The following is a 21,470-nucleotide window of genomic DNA, read 5'->3' on the forward strand; positions in this document are numbered from 1 at the left end:
TAGATGCCTAATGTAACTACCCTATGGCCTAATTTTTGTTTTTATACAGTCTATTTCTTCTCCAAGCTCCAAAATTATGAGTGAGAGTTTTTTTCTCATGTCGATAGTTAGCAATCTTATAGCGTCAGCATACTCGCCCATCCCTGTTTTTTTCGCTTCCCAATAAATATATTTCTCAAAAAAATCATCTAGGGGGGTGGAGATTCCTGTTGAAAAATCAACCTGATTTTTTACATATATCTCCATCAGTGCATCAAGTTTTTGTAGGCCTGCTTTTCGTGCGAGCTCTACGTTTTTATTGTTTTCCTCAATCATGGCGACCAGTCCTTTGATGCGCATGTACATTTCGACAATTCGGCTAGAAACGGCTGGTGATATTTCAGCTAGGCACTGGGGCATTGAGTTAAAGATAGTGAAGGTGTCTTTTCCAATTGGCCAGGTGACCAAGTATGGTTCGCCATCTTCTCCTTCTAATAGTTCGGATGCATATTCGAGGTTGTATATATTCCACGCAGTTTGTAACTCAACTTGAATAAGAGATAGTGAGTTTGCCGTAGCACTCAAGTTTTCAGATTTAGTGGACTCTCTACTTAAGTTGTGAGCGCGAACTGTTGCGTTTAGTGTGAACCAACCACCAGCCAGCGCTCCGATTAACGCAGTTGCTGCTGGGTTTTCGATAATTGATTTTATAGTGGTAGCTATGTCCAACATTGCACTCCTTGCTGTTTTAGTTTAATGGAGCTTTGGGGTTTCAATATTTATTTGTAGGCCTCTAAGTCGAGTGGTTATATCTAGTATGGTGTCAAAAAATAATTCTGTATGATTTCCTCTGACAAATAAAAACATATCTGGCACTAATGCTGGAGGGAAATCAATGGTGGACTCTAGCATTAAAGTAAAGTTCTCACAGGCAGCCAATGTTTGATGCGCGACAAAAGCGAGAGCTGGAACTAAAGGGGCTACGTCGTTTTCTTCAAGCTCATGATCATGCCAGATATTGATTTCGTTAAAAGGCCTGCTCTTTCTAGAAATGGATAATTTGCCATCCCCTACGAATATCGAGCTTATTTGCGAGCCGTGGTGGATAATGTTGTCTCGAAATGATCGTAGGGAAAGAAAAAAATCTAAATGACTTTCGTAAAACTCTGCCCAAGCCAAAGGTAAGTTGTATTTTTCCATCATGATTTTTGCATTCGATGGCTTGGTCTCATGCAGCATCAGCTTCGATAGCTTTGACGGAAGTTTTCGGCTGTTCTTTTCTCCATTAATTAGTATATTTTCCCACGTTGTTTTGTGGATCTCATAAAGCAGATCAAAAATGCTCCTGCAGACAGAAAATAGATACTCGACCTCAGTTACGACTATGCGAGACAAACCACTTTTTGAGGTTGAACTCATCTCTCGAAAAATTTCTAATTTTGCAAATGTGGCTGATAGGTTATAGAAATCATCCTGAAGACCATTTAATGGCTTCATCATTTGTGGAAAACTGGCGCGTTGCGCCATAAAGTTAAGGAAGTGTGAGGAGAAGTCTCCAGGAGCGGCCTGTTCTTTAGCAAAATAAAATGCCTCAGAGGGCCATGCTTTAACTTCGACTAACTTTTCTCCTGCTGCCAGCCATACACGCCATTCGCCGTTGTCATAGAAAGTCAGGCAGGTAAAAATGCGACCATCTATATTTTTAGTATCTAAGTATGGGATCTTCTCAAATTCACTCAAGCTTAAAGTCGTCACTTTTAAGTTCCTTTAAAATGTGGTCGCGAACTTGATTTGTTGGCAATCTGTTCTTTACAAGTTGATCTAGTCGATCCCATGAGATCAGCCGATCTTCGAGGAGTCGTCAAGATCAATATTAGACTCTTCAGCTCATGCCTCCCAAGCTTACCTAACAGGAAGGGCGTCAAGGTAATTCTTGAGATGCTGAGTTCATTGGGAAGGCTCATGGGGCAAAACGTGGTGGTAGGCGTCAAAGAGGATTGCAGAAGAAAAATTGTCGAAAAAAGCACTTATCCCCCTCCCGCCGACGGGCTCTGCTTCCCTTTTTTGTGCAAAGCCAGGTGGTGGTGCAAATCCTGCCCCCGCTCAGGCCCGCTGCGGGGTTTGTCGGGTGTTTGGTGATTGCACGGTGTGCAAGGTTTTGTGAAGGCGTGCAGCGGCCTTGCACAGTGGTCTGCGGTGCTGGCGAATTAGGCGGGGAGGGGAGATGCCCAGTTTACAAGGACGTTAGTTGCGAAAAGCCGCGGAAGGTTGGGTTTTCGTTTTTGGTGTCGTTCGCTCCAGGGGGGCATAAGTCACCGGCCAGCTTGTTATCAAATCAGCTGTGAGGCCCAGCCGGCGGGGCTATCTGATGTTCTGCCACATTGCACAGCATCGCCATGAGCGTGCTGCTTTTCAGGGCCTATATAGAAGACGTGAAAAAGCACCTGGACTGATGATTCAGGACTGTTTTTCAGATGCGGGCTGGGAAAAAGGTAATTTTGGTAATCGATGGGTCAAAACGGGCTGGAGCCCTTATATAACGTGGCTTTCAGGCATTACCTTGGAGGGTGATTTTAGGTAATAAGAAAGGTAATATTTTGTTAAAGCCCTTATTTTGCTGGGGTTTGGGGCTGTTAGGTATTACTCAGACTGAAGGTGATTTTCTAACCAATTACTGACCTTTTTATTACCTCTTGAAGGGGTCAATAAGTAACTGATTTTATTGTGTTTTCTTGGTTCTCTGACAGCGCGTTACCAAAATTACCTTTTTCCCAGGGCTCAACATAAATCGGGGGAAATGGCATTTGGGGCGCCTCGCAGCATCCTGGCTTACAAAGCCATGGGACTGGCGGACCTCGATTTTTACGAAAGCAATCAGGCGGCAGCCCTTGTAATCCGGGTGCTTGCATGATGGAAGTGGATTTGCGGGTAGTTTCGAATCTCTGCTTCAACGCCACATTCTACAAACACAAACCCCTGATTTTCCTAGAGAAAGTCGGGGGTTTGTGGTTTTTGGCGTCTAAAAAATGGCCCCCTGGGCCCAGCATGGGCCGGTGGGTGTTTTTCAGTGGCGTTGGGTGGATAACAACTGGTTAAGCGTTACCCCCTTTGCGCAGTGAATGAGCTGTATATATTTAGGCGAAATGGCCGAGGTCGAATTCGCCGAGCGATGTCCGCAGCAGCATACACATGGAAAGGTATTTTGTTGCTCTAGTCCCATTTTGAAGAGGCAACAAGGGTTGCCTCTAAACCAGAAGCAATTGTCTGCTGGCGAGGGCTATTGCCGGGTAAAAAGTATGAAGGCGTCTGTATCTTCGAAGTCGTGTGTGGCTGGGCTGACAGGCTCTGGTGCGTGCTGACCGCGTAAGTCGCGCACCAGGCCTGTCAGAATAGTTACCACTGACCGCTTATGAGACAGCCGACGATTTCCCAGCCGCTGTATTCCCACCAGGAATATCGATCATCGGAGCAACTACTGGCCAGGCTGGCCATCTGGATTTCGCCAGTTGTCTGATGGGGTCCGAAAGGAGTTTCAACAGAGGCTGTCATCTGATTGACGGTCTGGGGAGCCTTGATGGGGGCCTGATGCACGGAGGCGTTCGCGACAGTTGCAGTGAAAGCGAGCGTCGCGGAAACGGCCAGAACAGTTATGGATTTTTTCATGTTCGAATCCTTTCAGTTAGCTGATATGCGGCTTATGCATAGCCTGACCTGCCTTTATCAGTAATCCGAACAGATCGGGCACGCGCGTAATGTGACGCCATGAAAGCCTACCACCGCGCGACCTCCCGCTCAGTCGCTCAACAGCACTATTGACAAGCTGCTAATGGTCTGGGTTTTTTCATGGAAAGAGCTGCCCAAGGGTTCGAATTTGATGAGCCTGGTGTTAATGCTTTCCCTGAAAATGTCTCCATTCCTAGACATGTACAGCACCACTTCATAAGGCAATTGGATGCCAAGCCCCCGCTAATTTCTGAATGGACGTGCTGCCATATCAAGCGGTCGTCGGGTTCATGGGCCCGGAAATGTGCTCTGGATCATTTTTTCCTCTGATGCCTTGCCACTCGTCGGCACTTGTCTGGTTTGGACGGCAGGTCGACAAATGACTGGCTAGTCTGAAGTGCCGTGACGGTCAGTATTTTCCAGGCAATCAGGAGCTTGCCGGTACTGATCGGTTGTTGGAGGGAGCTGGAATATGAGGAGTCTTGCCTATATCGAAGACAACGGGGATGAGTTCCCAATCAACAACTTGGTGCGTTGCGGTCAGGCCGCATTTGAAGTCGAAGAACAATCCCGAGTCAGTAGCAGAAAGAAAACTGCGCCGCTGCCGGTAGCCAGTAGCACGATGTTCTTTCCCAAGGCAATGCCAAAGAGAAAGTAATCTTAAGTTTTGAGTGCCCCGTTAGATGCGGGGCTTTTTATTGTCCGTAAATCGTTAAGTTCGAATGTCTATCAGGATTGATAGTTGTAATTGGAAGAAATGAGTAGTTTGAGAAAAGGCCTGATGTTGCCAATAGTCCTGCTGGCAATAGAAATCCCTGTTTGCGCCGAGCGATGCATCTGTAATGGGGCTTTATCGTGCTGCCAAACGTGAAGGCTGGTCACGAAGTAGGCGGGTTCATTTTCGGTGGTTGGTTAGTGGCATAACGTTCTTGCCGTTGTTTGCGTATTATTTTTTTTCGATTTTTTTGGTAGTCGTATTAATAGTTTATCGCCAGTGAGAGGGGGTAATTGAAGAGGCATCCTTTGTGCTTTTAGGAATTTTCTTATCTCAATTGGCTATAACTGGCGATATGTTCCTTATCCCGATTCAAACGGGGCTGCGCATCCAGCGATGATGCCTTTATATGAAAAGCGATAAGGAAATAAACGTGAAAGCTATTTTCAAACTCCTCGCACTGTCCACTCTCGTAGCCGCAGCCACTGGTTGCACCAGCTACAACATCAGCCAGCCATCGTCGCCCATCGATAGCCAGGTCAAGGCTGACCTGAAAGCAGATGTAGCAGTGGGCGAGGCAATCTCGGGCCAGTCGTCGGTGAATATCCTCTTTGGTTTCCTGCAGTTTGGTGGCGATAACCAGTTTGCTGATGGCGTGACCTACGGCGGTGCTACCGGCGGCGGTCTGGGTGGTCTGGGTCTGGATCCAGTGAGTGCGGTCAAGTCGGCTGCTGCCTTCAAGGCAGTCAAGTCTTCCGGTGCCGACCTGATCGTGGCTCCACGCTATGAAGTCAGCGAAGAAAACTACTTCGTCTTCAAGAAAGTCTCGGTCACTGTCAAAGGCAACAAGGGCAGCATTCGCAGCATTCGCTGAGATCACTGTTGCCAGTGAGCGATCAGGCCGTTATCGAAGCAGTGGCGGGGTAGCCAACCAAGGGGCTGGCCTGTATTGATCGGCTTCGAGCATCTTCAGAAGGTGAACTGAAGATGTTGGCAGGATGGGAAATTGTGTGATCCGCGTCTGTTGCTCCCAGTCGCGGGTACTTTTCACAGAATCTTCACATCTGCCTGCGTACGCTCAAACCATCCGTTAAAAGCAGTACCCCTAGCCCGTTCCCCAGCGGGCTTTTTTTTGCGCGACGATAAAACTCTTTTAGAATCCGCGGTCCAACCCACCTGAGAGCAACCGGGTGTTGCCGTTACGCTCCGCAGCGGGTGGCGCGCGCTGGGCTTTTGTGTCAGTTCGACAGTCTTTTTTTGAGGTTCAAGTCATGCGTTCAACTTTACCTGCCCTGGTTGTAGGACTTCTGCTGGCTCAAGGTGCGATGGCTGGCGATGGCACTGCCGCCATTGGTGGTGGTCTCGGCGGTGCGCTGGGCAACGTGGTCGGGCAACAGCTCGGCGGCAGCACCGGGGCGGCTATTGGTGCGGGTGTGGCCGGGGCGGCCGGTAGTGCGGCGGGTGCGCGCAAGGGCAGCCGGACCAAGGCTGCGATTGGCGGTGGCCTGGGCTCGGCCGGTGGCTCGCTGATCGGCAATCGCCTGGGCGGCAGCACTGGGTCCACCGTGGGTGCCGGCATTGGTGGTGCGGCGGGCGGTGCCCTGGGGAGCAGCATGGGGCACAAGAAGCGTCATTGATTTAGGCTCTCGTTCAAAATAGCCCGGCCCCGCGCCGGGTTTTTTGTGCGCGTTGCCCAGGGCTTCGCCATACTTGATGCAGCCCGTCCCGCTGTTTAAGGAGAGGATCATGCCCCGTGAAATGCCCGCTAATGTCGAGCCAGGCCCAGCGTCACCGTTGGTGATCAACGACCCGGGGAATGAAGATCCCGGCTCCTTGATGGATGATGCGCTGGTGCCACTGCAGGAAGGGCCTGAAGAAGGAGAGGGCGAGCTCGATCCTGGCGACTGAAACTATCCCGCCTCTCGCACTCTGTACCTTGCCCCTCGGTTGCTCCTGACCCAGCCCCGCCGCTATGCTGCTGAATCCTTTAATTGACGCGTTGCCGAACATAACGGGCCGTACCTGAGCCGCTCCCTGGAATGTACTTTTGCTAACGGATCAGATGCGATGAATGCACAGTTGAATGATTTGGGGCCGATCAAGGCGATCATTTTCGATATGGACGGTCTGCTCCTGGATACCGAAGGTATCTACACCGAGATCACGCAGTTGATCGCCGAGCGTTATGGCCGCACCTACGATTGGACCATCAAGCAAAACATCATCGGACGTGGTGCCGCCGATCTGGCGCGTTACGTGGTCGAGGCCCTGGACCTGCCCATCAGCGCCGAAGAGTTCCTGGTCATGCGCGAGCCCTTGATGCGTGAGCGCTTTCCTCGAGCCGAGGCCATGCCGGGGGCTCAGCAACTGGTACGCCATTTGAAGCAGCACCAAGTGCCTATCGCAGTGGGCACCAGCTCGTCGCAGATGTCCTTCGGCGAGAAAATCACCCGCCATGGCGATTGGTTTGCGCTGTTCGACACCATTGTCACCGCCGATGACCCGGAAGTGACGGCGGCCAAGCCGGCGCCGGATATCTTCCTCACCGCGGCCCGGCGCCTGGGGGTAGCCCCAGGGGAGTGCCTGGTGTTCGAGGACTCGCCCTTCGGCGTGACGGCTGCCAAGGCCGCAGGGATGCGGGTGCTTGCGGTGCCCGATCCGGCCATGGCGGATAGCAAGTTCGCCCACGCTGACGGGATTCTGCGCTCGCTCAAGGGGTTTCAGCCCGCCGCCTGTGGTTTGCCGCATCTGGTGTGGGCCTGAGGTCGCAAGGAAACGGGTAGGGAGAAAGGAGGGCGTTGCCAGCCGGTTCGCCCCCTGCGGCAGCCGTTGGCGGATGCCGCGCAAGCAACCGGGCCACCTGCTACAGGTGGCCCGGTTTTTTTGCGTTGACGGATCAGGCGCTGAAACCGCCGTCGATGCTCAAGCTGGCGCCAGTGATGTAGGCCGCTTCGGGCCCGGCGAGATAGGCCACGAAGCCAGCGATTTCTTCGGCGCGGCCATAGCGACGCACGGCCATGAGATCCAGCAGGCTTTCGGCAAAGGCGCCGTCGGCCGGGTTCATGTCGGTGTCCACTGGGCCGGGCTGTACGTTGTTGATGGTGATGCCCCGTGGTCCCAGGTCCCGCGCCAGGCCTTTGGTCAGGCCTACCAGCGCGGCCTTGCTCATGGCGTAGGGACCGCCACCGGCGAAGGGCATGCGCTCGGCATTGGTGCTGCCGATATTGATGATGCGTCCGCCTTCGCCCATGTGCCGCGCAGCCTCCTGGGTGGCGATGAACACACTGCGTACGTTGATGGCCAGGGTCTGGTCAAAGTCTTCCAGCTTGAATTCGTCCAGCGGGGCCATTGCCAGGACCCCGGCATTGTTGACCAGGATGTCGAGGCGGCCGAAGGCCTGGGCGGTACGTTGCACGGCCTCTCGAATGGCGTCGGCGTCGGCGCTGTCGGCCTGAATGGCCAGGGCCTTGCCGCCCTTGGCGATGATGCTGTCCTGCAGGGCCTTGGCCTTGCTCGCGGAGCTGACATAGGTGAAGGCGACGCTGGCGCCTTCGGCGGCCAGGCGCTCGACGATGGCGGCGCCGATACCGCGGGAACCGCCTTGGATTAAGGCCACTTTGCCGCTGAGGTTGTGCTTGCTCATGTGTTTCTCCAGAGATTCAAGGTCGGGTTGCCTTGTGCTTGGCGTCGAGTATCGACTGCTGATTGGCCGCTGTGTAGCGGGTAATTCCTATACTCTGTGTAAACCAAAAGTATTGAATGGTCAGTGATGGAAGCTTTCGGCAGTATCGAATGTTTTGTCCGCAGCGCTGAAGTCGGCAGCTTTGCCGAGGCGGCGCGACGCCTGGGATTGACCCCGGCCGCGGTGGGAAAAAGCGTAGCCAAGCTGGAGGCGCGGGTGGGTGTGCGTCTATTCCAGCGCAGTACCCGGCGTTTGACCCTGACCGAGGCCGGACGCTTGTTCCTGGCAGAAGTCAGCGACAGCCTGCAGACCATCCAGAATGCCGTGAGCAGCCTGTCCACCGTCCAGGGGCGCCCGGCAGGCACGCTCAAGGTCAGCATGGGAACGGTATTTGGCTGTTTTTACATCGTGCCGATGCTCGCAAGCTTCCTGCAGCGTTACCCGGACATCCAGCCGGACTGGCATTTCGACAATCGCCAGGTGGACCTGATCGGCCAGGGCTTCGATGCCGCCATCGGTGGCGGTTTCGAACTGCCGCAAGGAGTGGTCGCCCGGCGCCTGGCACCGGCCCATCGGGTGCTGGTGGCCAGCCCGGCCTATCTCGCGGGGCGAGCGCCGATCCGTGATCCGGAGGACCTGCAGCATTGCCGGGGGATCCTGATCCGTTCTCCGCAGACCGGCCGCATCCGTCCCTGGCAACTGACTGGCCGCGCAGGCGGTGTGCGCCCGCTGGAGCTCAAGGCCAGCATGACCATGAGCGATTCCGAAGCCGCCTGCGTGGCGGCCGCCCAGGACCTGGGGTTGGCCCTGGTGAGCATGCCGTTTGCCGTCAACTACCTGCGTTCCGGCGCGCTGCAACGGGTCTTGCCGGATTGGTACGTCGACGACGGCTACACCTCGATCTACTACGCCGAGCACAAGATGCTCCCGGGCAAGACCCGGGCGTTCGTCGACTTCGTCATCGAGCAATTCGCCGAACAGGGCCTGGCGCAAACCTTCAGCGCCCTGTAGGCGCCGGCTTGCCGGCGAACCCGGCAGTTGCCTGACTCAGCGCCCTGAACGCAGCGGCCAGCCAAGCACCTTTTTTGGCCGTGGCGTCGCGTAGGTGCGCACCTTCGAGGTGGACAGCCCCAGGCGTACCAGCGATTCGGCAATGGTCACCGCCGCTGTGACCCCATCCACCACCGGCACCCCGGTGCGCTGGCGGATCTGTTCATCCAGCCCGGCCATGCCGCCACAGCCCAGGCAGATCACTTCAGCCTTGTCCTGGGTCACCGCCAGCTCGGCCTGGCGCACGATGGACTCCACCGCTCGCAGCGGGTCTTCCTCCAGTTCCAGCACCGCCAGGCCGCTGGCTCGTACCGAGGCGCAGCGCTCATAGAGGCCGGACAGCTTGAGCCGGTCCTCGATCAGCGGCACGGTGCGATCCAGGGTGGTCACCACCGAGTAGGCGTGGCCGAGGAACATCGCCGTGCTGGCGGCGGCGTCGGTGATGTCCACCACCGGCACATTCAGCAGCTCCTGCAGCCCCTCGCGGCCGTGCTCGCCGTAACCGGCCTGGATCACCGCGTCATAGGGCTGGTCGTAGGCCAGTACTCGATCCATGACGGCGATGGCCGCCAGGTAGCTTTCGAAGTTGCCTTCCACCGATTCGGCGCCGAAATAGGGAGTCAGGCCGACGATTTCCGTACCCGGCGCTGCCACGCTTTGTGCCTGGCGGGCGATGGCCTGGGTGATGCTGTCGGTGGTGTTGACGTTGACCACGAGAATGCGCATGGGGGCTCCTTGCAGGTTGGGCAGTTCAAGGCCCGGCGCACCGGGCCGTTCAGTTTCAATGACTGACGTTTTCCACGGCGATGGATTCGCCGCTGACGTCCGCGTAACCGGGCTGGCGCTTGGCGATGATCAGGTACAGCAGGCCGGCGATGCCGGCGCCGATCAGCCAGGAAAAGGGCGAGACGCTGGCAAAGCCCGGCACCAGGGCCAGTACGATGGCAATCAGCGCCGCGGGCACGAAGGCCGCCACCGCTCGCAGATTGACCCCGCGGCTGTAGAAGTACGCGCCCTGCGGGTCTTCGCTGTACAGCTGTGGCACGTGGATCTGGGCTTTGCGCAGGATCCAGTAGTCCACCATGATCACCCCGTACAACGGGCCTAGCAGGGCACCGAGGCCGGAGAGGAAGTACACGATCACCAGCGGGCTGTTGTACAGGTTCCACGGCAGGATCAGCACCGCCAGCGCCGCACTGATCAGCCCGGCGCGGCGGAAGGTCAGGTACTTGGGGGCCAGGTTGCTGAGGACGAAGGCCGGTGCGACGAAGTTGGCCATGATGTTCACCGCCACGGTGACGATCAGGAAGGCCAGGCAACCCAGGACCAGGAACAGGGTGTTGGGGATCGAGGCGATGATCTGGGTCGGACTTTCGATGACTTGGCCGTTGATCTGGAACTGTGCTCCGCACAGCAGCACGGTGATGGTGGCGAACACCAGGATGTTCACCGGCAGGCCCCAGAAGTTGCCGACCTTGATGGTCTTGCGGCACGGCGAGGAGCGGGCGAAGTCGCAGAAATTGAGGATCAGCGTGCCGTAGATCGCCAGCCACAAGGCGCCGCCGGCGAAGATCTGCCGCCACATTTCTGCGCCGGTCAAAGGTTCGCGGATCGACCAGGCAATCTGCCCGTCGGCCTGGGTGTACATCCACCCGGCGAGGCAGGCCACGGTCAGCAGAATGATCGGCCCGGCGAAGGCTTCGTAGCGGCGGATCATCTCCATGCCGTAGGCGAGGATCACCAACTGCACCAGCCAGATCAGCACGAAACAGGCCCAGCCCAGGCTCGAGAGGCCGAGGATCGAGTTGTGGTCGTAGTCGGCGAACCCCGGATGAATGGCCGTGAGCAACACACGAAATACCACCGAGGCCAGGTAGGTCTGGATGCCGAACCAGGCGATGGCGATCACCGCGCGGATCAGTGCCGGTATCTGTGCGCCATGGATGCCGAAGCTGATGCGGCTGATCACCGGGAACGGCACCCCGGTCTTCTGTCCCATGTAGCCGGACAGGTTCATGAAGAAGTACACCAGCGCCGCGCCTATTCCCAGCGACAGGAGGATCTGCCAGCCACCCAGGCCCAGGGCGTAGAGGCCGATGGCAAAGGAGTAGTTGGCGATGTTGTGCACATCGTTGGTCCACAGGGCAAAGATGCTGTAGCCACCCCAGCGCCGGCCTTCGACCTTGGTTGGCGCCAGGTCGCGGTTGTGCAGGCGCGGGCTGAGGATGACGCTGTCCGGGTCGGTTGTGGCGATGGGCTGTTGCAGGTGGTGCGAGTGCGGCGAGGAGGGCAGATCCAGTGCGATGTTGTTGGAAGGGCTGGTGTGCATTCCGGCGGCTCCTGATTCCGGCCCCGGATGACTGTGCTTGAGCGCAAGGCTCGACAATCTTCGTCGCAGGGGCGGAATCACTGGGTTCTGGGCATCTGCAGCTTGAGTCGTGGATCAGGCGTGCGGACGGTTAGTGTATGTATGTTTTGCTGTTTTTGTATACAAAACATAGGTCGACTAAAGCCACTTCTGTGCCAGTTTTGAAACTATGAAATCGGCTGCTGATTTCGTTTTGTTATGGATTGCTTCTAACTGTATGAAACAGATGGATTAAAAATTGACCGTTTGAACAGGTATTTATTTTTCGGCGGATGCGATTGGCTGTCGTATGAATGCTGACGGCAGAAAGGCCTGTCACTTTTTGGGGCGGAGGGTGCTGAAAGTGCACACATAAATGGCACCCTTGGTGACATTTATGTGTACAGGTTTTGCGGGTGCGTCGGTTGGCGTTCCGTTTGCCGGCGAACGCGTCCTCAGGGCGAGGGGCTTTCGCCGGCAAGCCGGTTCCAGGGGAGAAGGGGGAGGGTCAGGCTTTGCTGATGAGGTTGCCGGCGTGCAGGCCGCATTCCTTCTGGGTGGCTTCTTCCCACCACCAGCGGCCTTCGCGCTCGTGCTGGTTGGGCAGTACCGGGCGGGTGCAGGGCTCGCAGCCGATGCTGATGAAGCCGCGCTCATGCAGGCTGTTGTACGGCAGTTCCAGCATGCGGATGTAGCCCCAGATCTCTTCGCTGCTCATCTGCGCCAGCGGGTTGAACTTGTACAGGGGACGTTCCGGGGTGGAGAAGGCGCTGTCGATCTCCAGCACCGCCACCTGGCTGCGGGTGCCCGGGCTCTGGTCGCGGCGCTGGCCGGTGGCCCAGGCGCTGACGGTGGACAGTTTGCGTCGCAGCGGTTCGATCTTGCGGATGCCGCAGCATTCGCCGTGGCCGTCCTTGTAGAAGCTGAACAGGCCCTTTTCCTTGACGAAGGGTTCGAGCTTGCTGTGGTCCGGCGAGATCAGTTCGATGTCGATCTTGTAGTGTTCACGCACCTGATCGATGAAACGGTAGGTTTCCGGGTGCAGGCGCCCGGTGTCCAGGCTGAACACCTTGACGTTCTTGTTGAGCTTCCAGGCCATGTCCACCAGCACCACATCCTCGGCGCCGCTGAAGGAGATCCACAGGTCGTCACCGAACTGGGCGAAGGCCAGCTTGAGAATGTCCTGGGCGGATTTGTTGGCATAGGTCGCGGCGAGTTCAGCGACGTCGAACGATGGGGTCATCAGGGCGGTTTCCTACAGGTCGGTGGCGCTGTGCGCTCTATAGGGGGGCGATCTTAACAAAATCCACGCGGCCCTGGCGCGCTCCTCTGCGTTGCGCCTGCGCAGGCGAATCGCTAGAGTTCGGCAGTCCTTTTGCTCGCTCAACTTCAATAATCAGAACCAATGGGAGTGTCTTGTGGAAATTGCCTGTCTCGATCTGGAAGGTGTCTTGGTCCCGGAAATCTGGATCGCCTTTGCCGAAAAAACCGGGATTGAATCCCTCAAGGCAACCACCCGGGATATTCCCGACTACGACGTATTGATGAAGCAGCGCCTGCGGATTCTCGACGAGCACGGCCTGAAGCTGTCCGACATCCAGGAAGTGATCGCCACCCTCAAGCCCCTGGACGGCGCGGTGGAGTTCGTCAACTGGCTGCGCGAACGCTTCCAGGTGGTGATCCTCTCCGACACCTTCTATGAGTTTTCCCAGCCCCTGATGCGCCAACTGGGTTTCCCGACCTTGCTGTGTCACCGCCTGATCACCGATGACGGCGGTCGGGTCACCGGTTACCAGCTGCGCCAGAAGGATCCCAAGCGTCAATCGGTGCTGGCCTTCAAGAGCCTGTACTACCGGGTCATCGCTGCCGGGGATTCCTACAACGACACGACCATGCTCGGCGAGGCCGATGCCGGCATCCTGTTCCATGCCCCGGACAACGTGATCCGCGAGTTCCCGCAGTTCCCCGCGGTGCACAGTTTTGCCGAGCTGAAGCAGGAATTCATCAAGGCTTCCAACCGCACCTTGAGCCTGTAAGCAGCACCTGTAGTCACTGCCGCAGGCTGCGATCGACTCCGAAGCAGGCGTCGCTCTTGAGGTCTTGAAGCCCCTGCGGGGCTTGTCGCAGCCTGCGGCAGCGGCTACAGGGGTTCAGAGCTCCTGCAGCGTTTCCAGCAGCACCCGCACCTTGGTGATGGATTCCTGGTACTCCGCCTGCCAGTCCGAATCTGCGACGATTCCGCCACCGCCCCAGCAACAGATCTGCCCGTCCTTGGCCAACAGGCTGCGGATGGCGATCGAGCTGTCCATTTCCCCGCGCACGTCCAGGTACAGCAGCGAGCCGCAGTACAGCGCCCGTCGCGTGGGCTCCAGTTCGTCGATGATCTGCATCGAGCGGATCTTCGGCGCGCCGGTGATCGAGCCGCCGGGGAAGCTGCCGGCGATCAGGTCCAGGGCGTCCTTGTCGTGCGCCAGCTCGCCGGTCACGCTGCTCACCAGATGGTGCACGTTGGGGTAGCTTTCCAGGCTGAACAGCTCCGGCACGCGCACCGAGCCGGTGCGGCAAGTGCGCCCCAGGTCGTTGCGCAGCAGGTCGACGATCATCAGGTTTTCCGCGCGGTCCTTTGGGCTGGCCAGCAGCTCGGCGGCGTTGGCGGCGTCTTCTGCGGCGTCCCGGCCCCGGGGACGAGTGCCCTTGATCGGCCGGGTTTCCACCCGGCCCTGGCTGACATGAACGAAGCGCTCCGGCGACAGGCTGAGCACCGCGCCACCGTCCGGCAGGCGCTGAAAACCGGAGAAGGGCGTCGGACAGGCCGCGCGCAACGCGCAGTAGGCGACCCAGGGATCGCCCTGGTACTGGCCGCGAAAGCGCTGGGCGAAGTTCACCTGATAGCAGTCGCCGGCCTGGATGTAGTGCTGGATGCGCTGGAAGGCCTGGCGGTAATCCTCGGCGCTCAGATCAGGCTGCATGGCGCTGGTCAGCTTGAATGCCGACTGCGACGCGGGCAGTGGCTGGTTGAACAGCTGGATCAGGCGCTGGCGTTCGGCGGTGTCCAGGCTGGGGTGGAACAGCAGTTGGCTGGTGCCCGTCTGGTGGTCATTGATCAGCGCCCAGCCATACAGGCCAAAGCGCGCGTCCGGTAGGTGCAGGTCATCCTGGGCCAGGTTCGGCAGGCGTTCCAGGTGGCGGCCGAAGTCGTAGCTGAGGTAGCCGATCAGGCCGCCGGCGAAGGGCAGTTCATAGGGCGCCGGGACCTCGGCCGGGCCCAGTTGCTGCAGGTTGTGCCGCAGACGCTGGAGGAAGTCGCCGCCACGTTCGTCGGCGGCCACCGTCAGCTCGGCCAGCGGCCAGGCACTGAGCAGGTCATAGCGACCGCGCTCGGCAGCGGGCCGGCCGCTGTCCAGCAGCACGGCACCGGGGGCGTGTTCGATTGCCGCGAAATACTCGGCGGGGTTGGCGCGATAAGGAAGCGGGTGTACGGAACAGGTCAACATGCGGGGCAAATCAGCCATCGGAGCGCGGTTGGCGATTGTATGCCTGTGCAGGAATTGCTCCTAGAGGGTATGTCGGCGATTGCCTGATTCAGGGCGCATTCACCGACCTGTAGCCGCTGCCGCAGGCTGCGAAAATTGCCTTCGCACCCCGCGGCAGCCGTTATCAGCCTTCCACCGGCGGAATGTGGCCGAACAGCTCCTGGGCGAAGCGCACCCGCTCTTCGACGGCTTCCTCGATGCCCCGGGCCTTGAGTTGCTCAAGGTGGGCTTCAATAGCGTGGGTACGCTGGGTCAGGCCGCAGTCGTTGGCGATCTGGATATTCAGCCCGGGCCGGGCGTTGAGCTCGAGAATCAGCGGGCCCTTGTCCTGGTCCAGCACCATGTCCACGCCGATGTAGCCCAGGCCACAGAGCTCGTAGCAGCCGGCTGCCAGTTTCATGAAACCGTCCCAGTAGGGCAGTTGCACGCCGTCCACGGCGTTGGTGGTATCCGGGTGCTTGGTGATGATGTTGTTCAGCCAGGTGCCGCGCAGAGTCAGGCCGGTAGCCAGATCGACACCGACGCCAATGGCGCCCTGGTGCAGGTTGGCCTTGCCTCCGGACTGGCGGGTTGGCAGGCGCAGCATGGCCATCACCGGGTAGCCCATGAGCACGATGATGCGGATGTCCGGCACGCCTTCGTAGCTGATGCTCTTGAAGATCTGGTCCGGGGTCACCCGGTACTCGATCAGTGCCCGGTCGCGGTGGCCGCCCAGGGAATACAGGCCGGTGAGGATGCTGGAGATCTGATGCTCGATCTCCTCATGGCTGATGATCTTCCCGGACACCGTGCGATAGCGGCCTTCGAAGCGGTCGGCGATCACCAGGATGCCGTCACCACCGGCGCCTTGCGCCGGCTTGATCACGAAGTCGTTGCGCCCACCGATGATCTCGTCGAGCTTGTCGATTTCCTTCTCGGTGGAGATCACCCCGTACAGTTCCGGCACATGGATGCCGGCCTTGATCGCCCGCTCCTTGGTGATGATCTTGTCATCGACGATGGGGTACAGGCTGCGCTTGTTGTACTTGAGCACGTAGTCGGCATTACGCCGGTTGATGCCCATGATTCCCCGCGCTTCCAGGGCTTTCCAGGTTTTCCACAGGCCGAACATCAGGAGTCAGCCTTGACGAAGGCTTTGAAACGCACGAGCTCCGTCAGGCGGTAGCCGCGGTAGCGACCCATCGCCAGCATGAAGCCCACCAGGATCAGCAGCATCGCCGGGAAGGTGAAGACGAAGTACGTCAGCTCCGGCACGCTCATGATCAGGTGCGCCAGGGACGCGGCAAACAGGGTGCCAATGGCGACTTTCATCGCGTGGCCGCCGCCACGTTCTTCCCAGGTGATGGACAGGCGTTCGATGGTCATGGTCAGGATCACCATCGGGAACAGTGCCACCGACAGCCCGCGCTCCAGGCCCAGCTTGTGGCTGAACAGGCTGATGGCGGCGATCAGCACCACGACGAAGGTCAGCACCACCGACAGCCGCGGCAGCATCTGCAACTTCAAGTGTTCCAGGTACGAGCGCAAGGACAGGCCCAGCGCGGTAATCACCGTGAACAGCACGATACCGAAGCCCAACTGGGTCTCGCGGAATGCCAGGGCGATCAGCACCGGGGTGAAGGTGCCCAGGGTCTGCAGGCCGATCAGGTTGCGCAACACCAGGATCACCAGCACGCCGATGGGGATCATCACCATGATCATGAAGGTCTGCTGGGTCTGCAGCGGCAGGCCGTACAGCGAGTATTCGAGGAAGTTGGCGTCGGTGTTCTCGTCGGTCAGCTTGGCCAGGCGAATGGCGTTCATTTCGCTGTTGTTGAGGCTGAAGGTGACGTTGGCCTTCTTGCCGCCATCGACGGTGATCAGGTTGTCATCGCCGGTCCACCACAGCAGGCGGTCGCTGGGCATGCCCTGTTCGCCGGTTTCCGGGTTGAAGTACAGCCAGTCGGTGCCGTTGAAGCTGCGCAGCCAGAGTTCCGGGGTCTGCGGCTGATCGGCCACCAGGCGGATGGTGTGGACCTTCTCCATCGGCACGTGGGCGATGGACAGCAGCAGCTCGACGATCCTGGCCTTGTTGGCGCTGGAGGGGTCGCCGGCCAGCAGCAGCTTGGCGTTGTCGTCATTGGCGTTGTTGACGCGCTTGATGGCTTCGCTGATGAAGGTCTCGACGTCCGCCGAGTGCTGGCGGATTGGCGCCAGCAGGGCTTCGGCGGCGATCTTTTCCGCGCCTTCCACGGCCATGCTGTCGCGGAAGGTCGGGCCCTTGACCTTGGATTTCTCGGCGCTGTAGCGCTTGGTCAGCACCAGGCGGTAGTACAGGGTCTGGTTGCCCTTGGCCCGGCGTGCCGACCAGGTGACCTTGCGGTTGCCGTCGACGCGGTTGACCGCCACCCCGTAGTTGTTGGAAATGAAGCTCTCGTTGAGGCTCACGTAGTCGCGGCTCAGGGGCGGCACGAACATCTGGATCTTGATCGGGTCCTTGCCGTTGGCGACGAACTCGACCTTGGCGTCGATGTTCCACAGATCGTCGGTGGCGTCTTCGGTCACCGGAATGCCGAGCACGAAGATCTGATAGGCCGTGATCGAAATGCCCAGCACCACCAGGATGGCGATCAGGACTTTCAGATGAAGGGTAAGAGAGCGCATTGGAATTACTCTGCGGTATGAGCGTCGGTGGCGCAGGCGGGTTTGCCAGCAGCGTATTTAAGACTGGGGTCGACCAGCGCGTCGAAGCGTTTCAGCGCTTCGGAGCCAATCAGCAGCGGGTATTGGAAAGTGCTGCGGTCGGTCAGGTTCACTTCGATGCTGCGCAAGGCACTGCCCATGCAGACATCCAGAGCGATCACCGGACGCGCGGTGTAGTTCTTGTCCTCATCGGGATCATAGTCGCCGGCGCGGCGCTTGATCTTGCTGACCCGGGCCAGGGGCCGTTCGATGGGGTGGGAATGGGCGGTGTCGATGGCCAGATAGAAACGCACCCAGGACTCGCCATTGCGCTTGAAGCGCTTGATGTCGCGGGCACTTAAGGACGCAGTCTTGGCGCCGGTGTCGAGCTTGGCAGCAACTTCCAGGTCGATACCTGATAGATGCGCGTACTCGTTCAAACCGTAGACCGTCTTGCCGGCGGCGGCACTGAGACCGGGCAGGGCAGGCAGACAGAGGAGTAGGGGAAGGGCCTTGAGTCTCATAGATCCTGATGGGCTTGGGTTCTTCAGTTCAAGGCGACCGGCATTGCTGCGCAAGCTCCCTCGTATGCGTGTCATAAAAAGATGACAGGCCAATGCGGGCAGCATTCTAGCATGCTGGTTTTATGGCGCCAGCGTCGGGGGCGGGCCTTTTGTCTCGTTTGGGTGCAAAGGGTTATTAGACGATTGTCGACAATCTCAATTTTTCCTTTGACTGTTTAGGGGGTATTGGCTAGTTTTTGCCTCATTGATTTTAAAGGTGTCGACAATATGTTGGATCAACTGGAACATCCGCTGCCGACACAGGACGATTCTGAGACCCTGTCCGAAAACGTCTTCCGGCGCATCCAGGCCGCCATCGTCAAGGGCGAGATCGCCCCGGGCAGCAAGATCTCCGAGCCTGAGCTGGCCCGAACCTACGGCATCAGTCGCGGCCCGCTGCGCGAAGCCATCCACCGCCTGGAAGGCCAGCGCCTGTTGGTGCGGGTGCCTCATGTCGGGGCCCGGGTGGTATCCCTGAGCCACGCCGAGCTGATCGAACTCTACGAAATTCGCGAATCCCTGGAGGGCATGGCCTGTCGCCTGGCGGCGGAGCGCATGACCAGCGAGGAAATCGACGAATTGCGCCGGGTGCTCGATACCCATGAGCGCGATGCGGCGTTCCAGGCCGGGGTCGGTTACTACCAGCAGGAAGGGGATTTCGACTTCCACTACCGGATCATCCAGGGCGCGGGCAACCGTACCCTCACGCAAATGCTCTGTGGCGAGCTGTATCAATTGGTGCGCATGTATCGCATCCAGTTCTCCGCGACCCCCAACCGCCCGCACCAGGCCTTTGCCGAACACCACCGGATTCTCGACGCCATTGCCGATCGCGACGGCGAACTGGCCGAGCTACTGATGCGCCGCCACATCGGCGCCTCGAAACGCAACATCGCGCGTCACTACCAGGACAGCGCCCATCAGACAGCCACTCCACGAGGTGAGTCATGAGTTCCAACAAGAGCACTCCAGGCCAGCGTTTCCGCGATGCGGTCGCCAGCGAACAGCCATTGCAAGTGGTGGGCACGATCAACGCCAACCACGCCCTGCTGGCCAAGCGCGCCGGCTTCAAGGCGATCTACCTGTCTGGCGGCGGGGTCGCCGCCGGTTCCCTCGGGGTGCCTGACCTGGGCATCACCGGCCTCGACGACGTCCTTACCGACGTGCGCCGCATCACCGACGTCTGCGACCTGCCGCTGCTGGTGGACGTGGATACCGGTTTCGGTTCCTCGGCCTTCAACGTGGCCCGCACCGTCAAGTCGATGATCAAGTTCGGCGCGGCGGCGATCCACATCGAGGACCAGGTCGGCGCCAAGCGCTGCGGTCACCGCCCTAATAAAGAGATCGTGTCCCAGCAGGAAATGGTCGACCGCATCAAGGCCGCGGTGGATGCCCGCACCGACGACAGTTTCGTGATCATGGCGCGTACCGACGCCCTGGCGGTGGAAGGCCTGGAGTCGGCCCTGGAACGTGCCGCGGCGTGCATCGAGGCCGGTGCCGACATGGTGTTCCCGGAAGCCATCACCGAGCTTGAGATGTACAAGATCTTCGCCGACCGGGTGAAAGCGCCGATCCTGGCCAACATCACCGAATTCGGCGCGACTCCGCTGTACACCACCGAACAGTTGAAATCCGTGGATGTTTCCCTGGTGCTGTACCCGCTGTCGGCGTTCCGTGCCATGAACAAGGCGGCGGAAAACGTCTACACCGCGATCCGTCGCGATGGCACCCAGCAGAACGTGATCGACACCATGCAGACCCGCATGGAGCTCTACGAGCGCATCGACTACCACAGCTTCGAGCAGAAGCTCGACGCACTGTTCGCGCAGAAGAAAGGTTGATTCGCGAACCACGAACAAACCGTTGATGAAGTTGCCAAGTCCCTAACAAATTCAAGATTGGAGAGAGCAATGGCCGAAGCAAAAGTATTGAGTGGCGCAGGTCTGCGCGGACAGGTGGCCGGGCAAACCGCGCTGTCCACCGTGGGCCAGGCCGGTGCCGGGTTGACCTATCGCGGCTATGACGTGCGCGAACTGGCGGCCGATGCGCAGTTCGAGGAAGTGGCCTACCTGCTGTTGTACGGCGATCTGCCGACCCAGGAGCAACTGGCCGCTTACAGCGCCAAGCTGAGCAAGCTGCGGGACCTGCCTCAGGCGCTCAAGGAAGTGCTGGAGCGGATTCCGGCCCAGGCCCATCCGATGGACGTGATGCGTACGGGCTGCTCGTTCCTCGGCAATATCGAGCCGGAGGCGGACTTCTCCCAGCAGCATGACGTCACCGACCGTCTGCTGGCGGCTTTCCCGGCGATCATGTGCTACTGGTACCGCTTCAGCCACGAAGGCGTGCGCATCAGCTGTGTCAGCGACGAGCAGACCATCGGCGGCCACTTCCTGCACTTGTTGCACGGCAAGAAGCCCAGCGAGTTGCACGTCAAGGTGATGAACGTCTCGCTGATCCTTTACGCCGAGCACGAATTCAACGCTTCCACCTTCACCGCCCGGGTCTGTGCCTCGACCCTGTCGGACCTGTACTCGTGCATTACTGCAGCCATCGGTTCGCTGCGCGGCCCGCTGCACGGTGGTGCCAACGAGGCAGCCATGGAGCTGATCGAGCGCTTCCAGAGCCCCGAGGAGGCGACTGCCGAGTTGCTGCGGATGCTGGAGCGCAAGGACAAGATCATGGGCTTCGGTCACGCGATCTACAAAGACAACGACCCGCGCAACGAGGTGATCAAGGGCTGGTCGAAGAAGCTCGCCGACGAAGTGGGCGACAAGGTGCTGTTCCCGGTATCCGAAGCCATCGACAAGACCATGTGGGAGCAGAAGAAACTCTTCCCCAACGCCGACTTCTACCACGCCTCGGCGTACCACTTCATGGGCATCCCCACCAAGCTGTTCACGCCAATCTTCGTGTGTTCGCGCCTGACCGGCTGGGCTGCTCATGTGTTCGAACAGCGTGGCAACAACCGCATCATCCGTCCAAGCGCCGAGTACATCGGCGTTGAACAGCGCAAGTTCGTGCCAATCGAACGCCGCTGACCGGGAGGGTGTCGGCACTGTGGCTTGAATGAACCACAAACCTGTAGGAGCGAACTTGCTCGCCATAGCGATGGATCAGCCGACAGCCATGTCGGATCTGCTTCAGTCATCGCGAGCCAGGTCGCTCCGACAAGGGATAGATGTCCATTCAACACGGTGCCAGGCGCTCCCTTTGAAAC

20 protein-coding genes are annotated in these 21,470 nt (G+C 58.7%); 9 read left to right on the plus strand and 11 right to left on the minus strand.

All coding sequences use genetic code 11. The features are described from left to right. Positions 1-21 precede the first annotated feature (21 nt). From LOY69_RS09245 to LOY69_RS09255, 3 genes are all read right to left on the minus strand, one after another. On the minus strand, positions 22-711 hold the full coding sequence (locus tag LOY69_RS09245; RefSeq protein ID WP_265074405.1) for a hypothetical protein: 690 nt from the start codon (positions 709-711) through the stop codon (positions 22-24). A 21-nt stretch (positions 712-732) separates the two neighbouring features. Continuing rightward, on the minus strand, positions 733-1,734 hold the full coding sequence (locus LOY69_RS09250) for a hypothetical protein (protein WP_265074406.1): 1,002 nt from the start codon (positions 1,732-1,734) through the stop codon (positions 733-735). Positions 1,735-3,372: 1,638 nt separating this feature from the next. Then, the gene (locus tag LOY69_RS09255) at positions 3,373-3,642 is read right to left on the minus strand and encodes a hypothetical protein (protein WP_265074407.1); all 270 of its coding nucleotides are present in this window, start codon (positions 3,640-3,642) and stop codon (positions 3,373-3,375) included. A gap of 1,184 nt (positions 3,643-4,826) precedes the next feature. On the opposite strand from LOY69_RS09255, the gene LOY69_RS09260 reads away from it, so the two are divergent. The 4 genes from LOY69_RS09260 to LOY69_RS09275 all read left to right on the plus strand — a co-directional run bounded on the left by LOY69_RS09260 (position 4,827) and on the right by LOY69_RS09275 (position 7,180). After that, a complete protein-coding gene (locus LOY69_RS09260) occupies positions 4,827-5,291 on the plus strand; it encodes a hypothetical protein (protein ID WP_249735499.1) in 465 nt (154 codons plus the stop codon). Positions 5,292-5,688: 397 nt separating this feature from the next. Beyond that, positions 5,689-6,054, plus strand: coding sequence for a glycine zipper domain-containing protein (locus tag LOY69_RS09265; RefSeq protein WP_102863869.1), 366 nt, complete (start codon positions 5,689-5,691; stop codon positions 6,052-6,054). Between the two features lie 109 nt (positions 6,055-6,163). Then, positions 6,164-6,325 (plus strand): hypothetical protein, encoded by a 162-nt coding sequence (locus tag LOY69_RS09270; RefSeq protein WP_213664974.1) that lies wholly within the window; start codon positions 6,164-6,166, stop codon positions 6,323-6,325. 159 nt (positions 6,326-6,484) lie between these two features. Further along, entirely contained in the window at positions 6,485-7,180 is a 696-nt protein-coding gene (locus tag LOY69_RS09275; protein ID WP_213664975.1) for an HAD-IA family hydrolase, read from the plus strand. 133 nt (positions 7,181-7,313) lie between these two features. On the opposite strand, the gene LOY69_RS09280 is transcribed toward LOY69_RS09275, so the two are convergent. Continuing rightward, complete coding sequence (locus LOY69_RS09280) at positions 7,314-8,060, minus strand: 3-oxoacyl-ACP reductase family protein (RefSeq protein WP_110595223.1); 747 nt, start codon at positions 8,058-8,060, stop codon at positions 7,314-7,316. 126 nt (positions 8,061-8,186) lie between these two features. Between LOY69_RS09280 and LOY69_RS09285 the strand changes: the two genes are divergently transcribed. Beyond that, on the plus strand, positions 8,187-9,110 hold the full coding sequence (locus LOY69_RS09285) for a LysR family transcriptional regulator (protein ID WP_110595224.1): 924 nt from the start codon (positions 8,187-8,189) through the stop codon (positions 9,108-9,110). Between the two features lie 36 nt (positions 9,111-9,146). Here LOY69_RS09285 and LOY69_RS09290 read toward each other — a convergent pair whose 3' ends face one another. The 3 genes from LOY69_RS09290 to LOY69_RS09300 all read right to left on the minus strand — a co-directional run bounded on the left by LOY69_RS09290 (position 9,147) and on the right by LOY69_RS09300 (position 12,739). Beyond that, positions 9,147-9,875: an aspartate/glutamate racemase family protein gene (locus LOY69_RS09290; protein WP_016964340.1), complete on the minus strand. Its 729-nt coding sequence runs from the start codon at positions 9,873-9,875 to the stop codon at positions 9,147-9,149. A 55-nt stretch (positions 9,876-9,930) separates the two neighbouring features. Further along, complete coding sequence (locus tag LOY69_RS09295) at positions 9,931-11,478, minus strand: NCS1 family nucleobase:cation symporter-1 (protein ID WP_265074408.1); 1,548 nt, start codon at positions 11,476-11,478, stop codon at positions 9,931-9,933. A 526-nt stretch (positions 11,479-12,004) separates the two neighbouring features. Beyond that, positions 12,005-12,739: a phosphoadenylyl-sulfate reductase gene (locus tag LOY69_RS09300; protein ID WP_102863863.1), complete on the minus strand. Its 735-nt coding sequence runs from the start codon at positions 12,737-12,739 to the stop codon at positions 12,005-12,007. 175 nt (positions 12,740-12,914) lie between these two features. On the opposite strand from LOY69_RS09300, the gene thrH reads away from it, so the two are divergent. Further along, complete coding sequence (thrH, locus tag LOY69_RS09305; RefSeq protein WP_015634738.1) at positions 12,915-13,532, plus strand: bifunctional phosphoserine phosphatase/homoserine phosphotransferase ThrH; 618 nt, start codon at positions 12,915-12,917, stop codon at positions 13,530-13,532. Positions 13,533-13,646: 114 nt separating this feature from the next. Here thrH and pabB read toward each other — a convergent pair whose 3' ends face one another. The 4 genes from pabB to LOY69_RS09325 all read right to left on the minus strand — a co-directional run bounded on the left by pabB (position 13,647) and on the right by LOY69_RS09325 (position 18,214). Then, positions 13,647-14,990 carry an aminodeoxychorismate synthase component I gene (gene pabB / locus LOY69_RS09310; RefSeq protein WP_265074409.1) on the minus strand — a complete coding sequence of 448 codons (1,344 nt, stop codon included), beginning with the start codon at positions 14,988-14,990 and terminating at the stop codon, positions 13,647-13,649. A 163-nt stretch (positions 14,991-15,153) separates the two neighbouring features. After that, positions 15,154-16,140 carry an alpha-L-glutamate ligase-like protein gene (locus LOY69_RS09315; RefSeq protein ID WP_265074410.1) on the minus strand — a complete coding sequence of 329 codons (987 nt, stop codon included), beginning with the start codon at positions 16,138-16,140 and terminating at the stop codon, positions 15,154-15,156. After that, a complete protein-coding gene (locus LOY69_RS09320) occupies positions 16,140-17,672 on the minus strand; it encodes an inactive transglutaminase family protein (RefSeq protein ID WP_102863860.1) in 1,533 nt (510 codons plus the stop codon). Before LOY69_RS09320 ends, LOY69_RS09315 begins: the two co-directional genes overlap by 1 nt. A gap of 5 nt (positions 17,673-17,677) precedes the next feature. Then, complete coding sequence (locus LOY69_RS09325; RefSeq protein WP_102863859.1) at positions 17,678-18,214, minus strand: ATP-dependent zinc protease; 537 nt, start codon at positions 18,212-18,214, stop codon at positions 17,678-17,680. A gap of 267 nt (positions 18,215-18,481) precedes the next feature. Here LOY69_RS09325 and LOY69_RS09330 point away from each other — a divergent pair, with 267 nt between their 5' ends. The 3 genes from LOY69_RS09330 (at position 18,482) to prpC (ending at position 21,291) form a co-directional block, all read left to right on the plus strand. Further along, on the plus strand, positions 18,482-19,204 hold the full coding sequence (locus LOY69_RS09330) for a GntR family transcriptional regulator (protein WP_102863858.1): 723 nt from the start codon (positions 18,482-18,484) through the stop codon (positions 19,202-19,204). Further along, complete coding sequence (gene prpB / locus LOY69_RS09335) at positions 19,201-20,094, plus strand: methylisocitrate lyase (protein ID WP_102863857.1); 894 nt, start codon at positions 19,201-19,203, stop codon at positions 20,092-20,094. Before LOY69_RS09330 ends, prpB begins: the two co-directional genes overlap by 4 nt. Positions 20,095-20,163: 69 nt before the next feature. After that, positions 20,164-21,291 carry a 2-methylcitrate synthase gene (prpC, locus tag LOY69_RS09340; protein ID WP_102878965.1) on the plus strand — a complete coding sequence of 376 codons (1,128 nt, stop codon included), beginning with the start codon at positions 20,164-20,166 and terminating at the stop codon, positions 21,289-21,291. Positions 21,292-21,470: the final 179 nt, after the last annotated feature.

It is taken from the genome of Pseudomonas sp. B21-059 (genome assembly GCF_026016285.1).
Lineage (GTDB): Bacteria > Pseudomonadota > Gammaproteobacteria > Pseudomonadales > Pseudomonadaceae > Aquipseudomonas > Aquipseudomonas danubii.

What these genes read in the sequence shown, in the direction of transcription:
- LOY69_RS09315 (WP_265074410.1), bottom strand. Translation starts at nt 16,140, where the DNA reads ATGTTCGGCCTGTGGAAAACCTGGAAAGCCCTGGAAGCGCGGGGAATC.
- LOY69_RS09295 (WP_265074408.1), bottom strand. Translation starts at nt 11,478, where the DNA reads ATGCACACCAGCCCTTCCAACAACATCGCACTGGATCTGCCCTCCTCG.
- prpC (WP_102878965.1), top strand. Translation starts at nt 20,164, where the DNA reads ATGGCCGAAGCAAAAGTATTGAGTGGCGCAGGTCTGCGCGGACAGGTG.
- LOY69_RS09245 (WP_265074405.1), bottom strand. Translation starts at nt 711, where the DNA reads ATGTTGGACATAGCTACCACTATAAAATCAATTATCGAAAACCCAGCA.
- LOY69_RS09320 (WP_102863860.1), bottom strand. Translation starts at nt 17,672, where the DNA reads ATGCGCTCTCTTACCCTTCATCTGAAAGTCCTGATCGCCATCCTGGTG.
- LOY69_RS09285 (WP_110595224.1), top strand. Translation starts at nt 8,187, where the DNA reads ATGGAAGCTTTCGGCAGTATCGAATGTTTTGTCCGCAGCGCTGAAGTC.
- LOY69_RS09330 (WP_102863858.1), top strand. Translation starts at nt 18,482, where the DNA reads ATGTTGGATCAACTGGAACATCCGCTGCCGACACAGGACGATTCTGAG.
- pabB (WP_265074409.1), bottom strand. Translation starts at nt 14,990, where the DNA reads ATGTTGACCTGTTCCGTACACCCGCTTCCTTATCGCGCCAACCCCGCC.
- LOY69_RS09270 (WP_213664974.1), top strand. Translation starts at nt 6,164, where the DNA reads ATGCCCCGTGAAATGCCCGCTAATGTCGAGCCAGGCCCAGCGTCACCG.
- LOY69_RS09260 (WP_249735499.1), top strand. Translation starts at nt 4,827, where the DNA reads ATGAAAAGCGATAAGGAAATAAACGTGAAAGCTATTTTCAAACTCCTC.
- prpB (WP_102863857.1), top strand. Translation starts at nt 19,201, where the DNA reads ATGAGTTCCAACAAGAGCACTCCAGGCCAGCGTTTCCGCGATGCGGTC.
- LOY69_RS09280 (WP_110595223.1), bottom strand. Translation starts at nt 8,060, where the DNA reads ATGAGCAAGCACAACCTCAGCGGCAAAGTGGCCTTAATCCAAGGCGGT.
- LOY69_RS09290 (WP_016964340.1), bottom strand. Translation starts at nt 9,875, where the DNA reads ATGCGCATTCTCGTGGTCAACGTCAACACCACCGACAGCATCACCCAG.
- LOY69_RS09325 (WP_102863859.1), bottom strand. Translation starts at nt 18,214, where the DNA reads ATGAGACTCAAGGCCCTTCCCCTACTCCTCTGTCTGCCTGCCCTGCCC.
- LOY69_RS09255 (WP_265074407.1), bottom strand. Translation starts at nt 3,642, where the DNA reads ATGAAAAAATCCATAACTGTTCTGGCCGTTTCCGCGACGCTCGCTTTC.
- LOY69_RS09265 (WP_102863869.1), top strand. Translation starts at nt 5,689, where the DNA reads ATGCGTTCAACTTTACCTGCCCTGGTTGTAGGACTTCTGCTGGCTCAA.
- LOY69_RS09275 (WP_213664975.1), top strand. Translation starts at nt 6,485, where the DNA reads ATGAATGCACAGTTGAATGATTTGGGGCCGATCAAGGCGATCATTTTC.
- LOY69_RS09300 (WP_102863863.1), bottom strand. Translation starts at nt 12,739, where the DNA reads ATGACCCCATCGTTCGACGTCGCTGAACTCGCCGCGACCTATGCCAAC.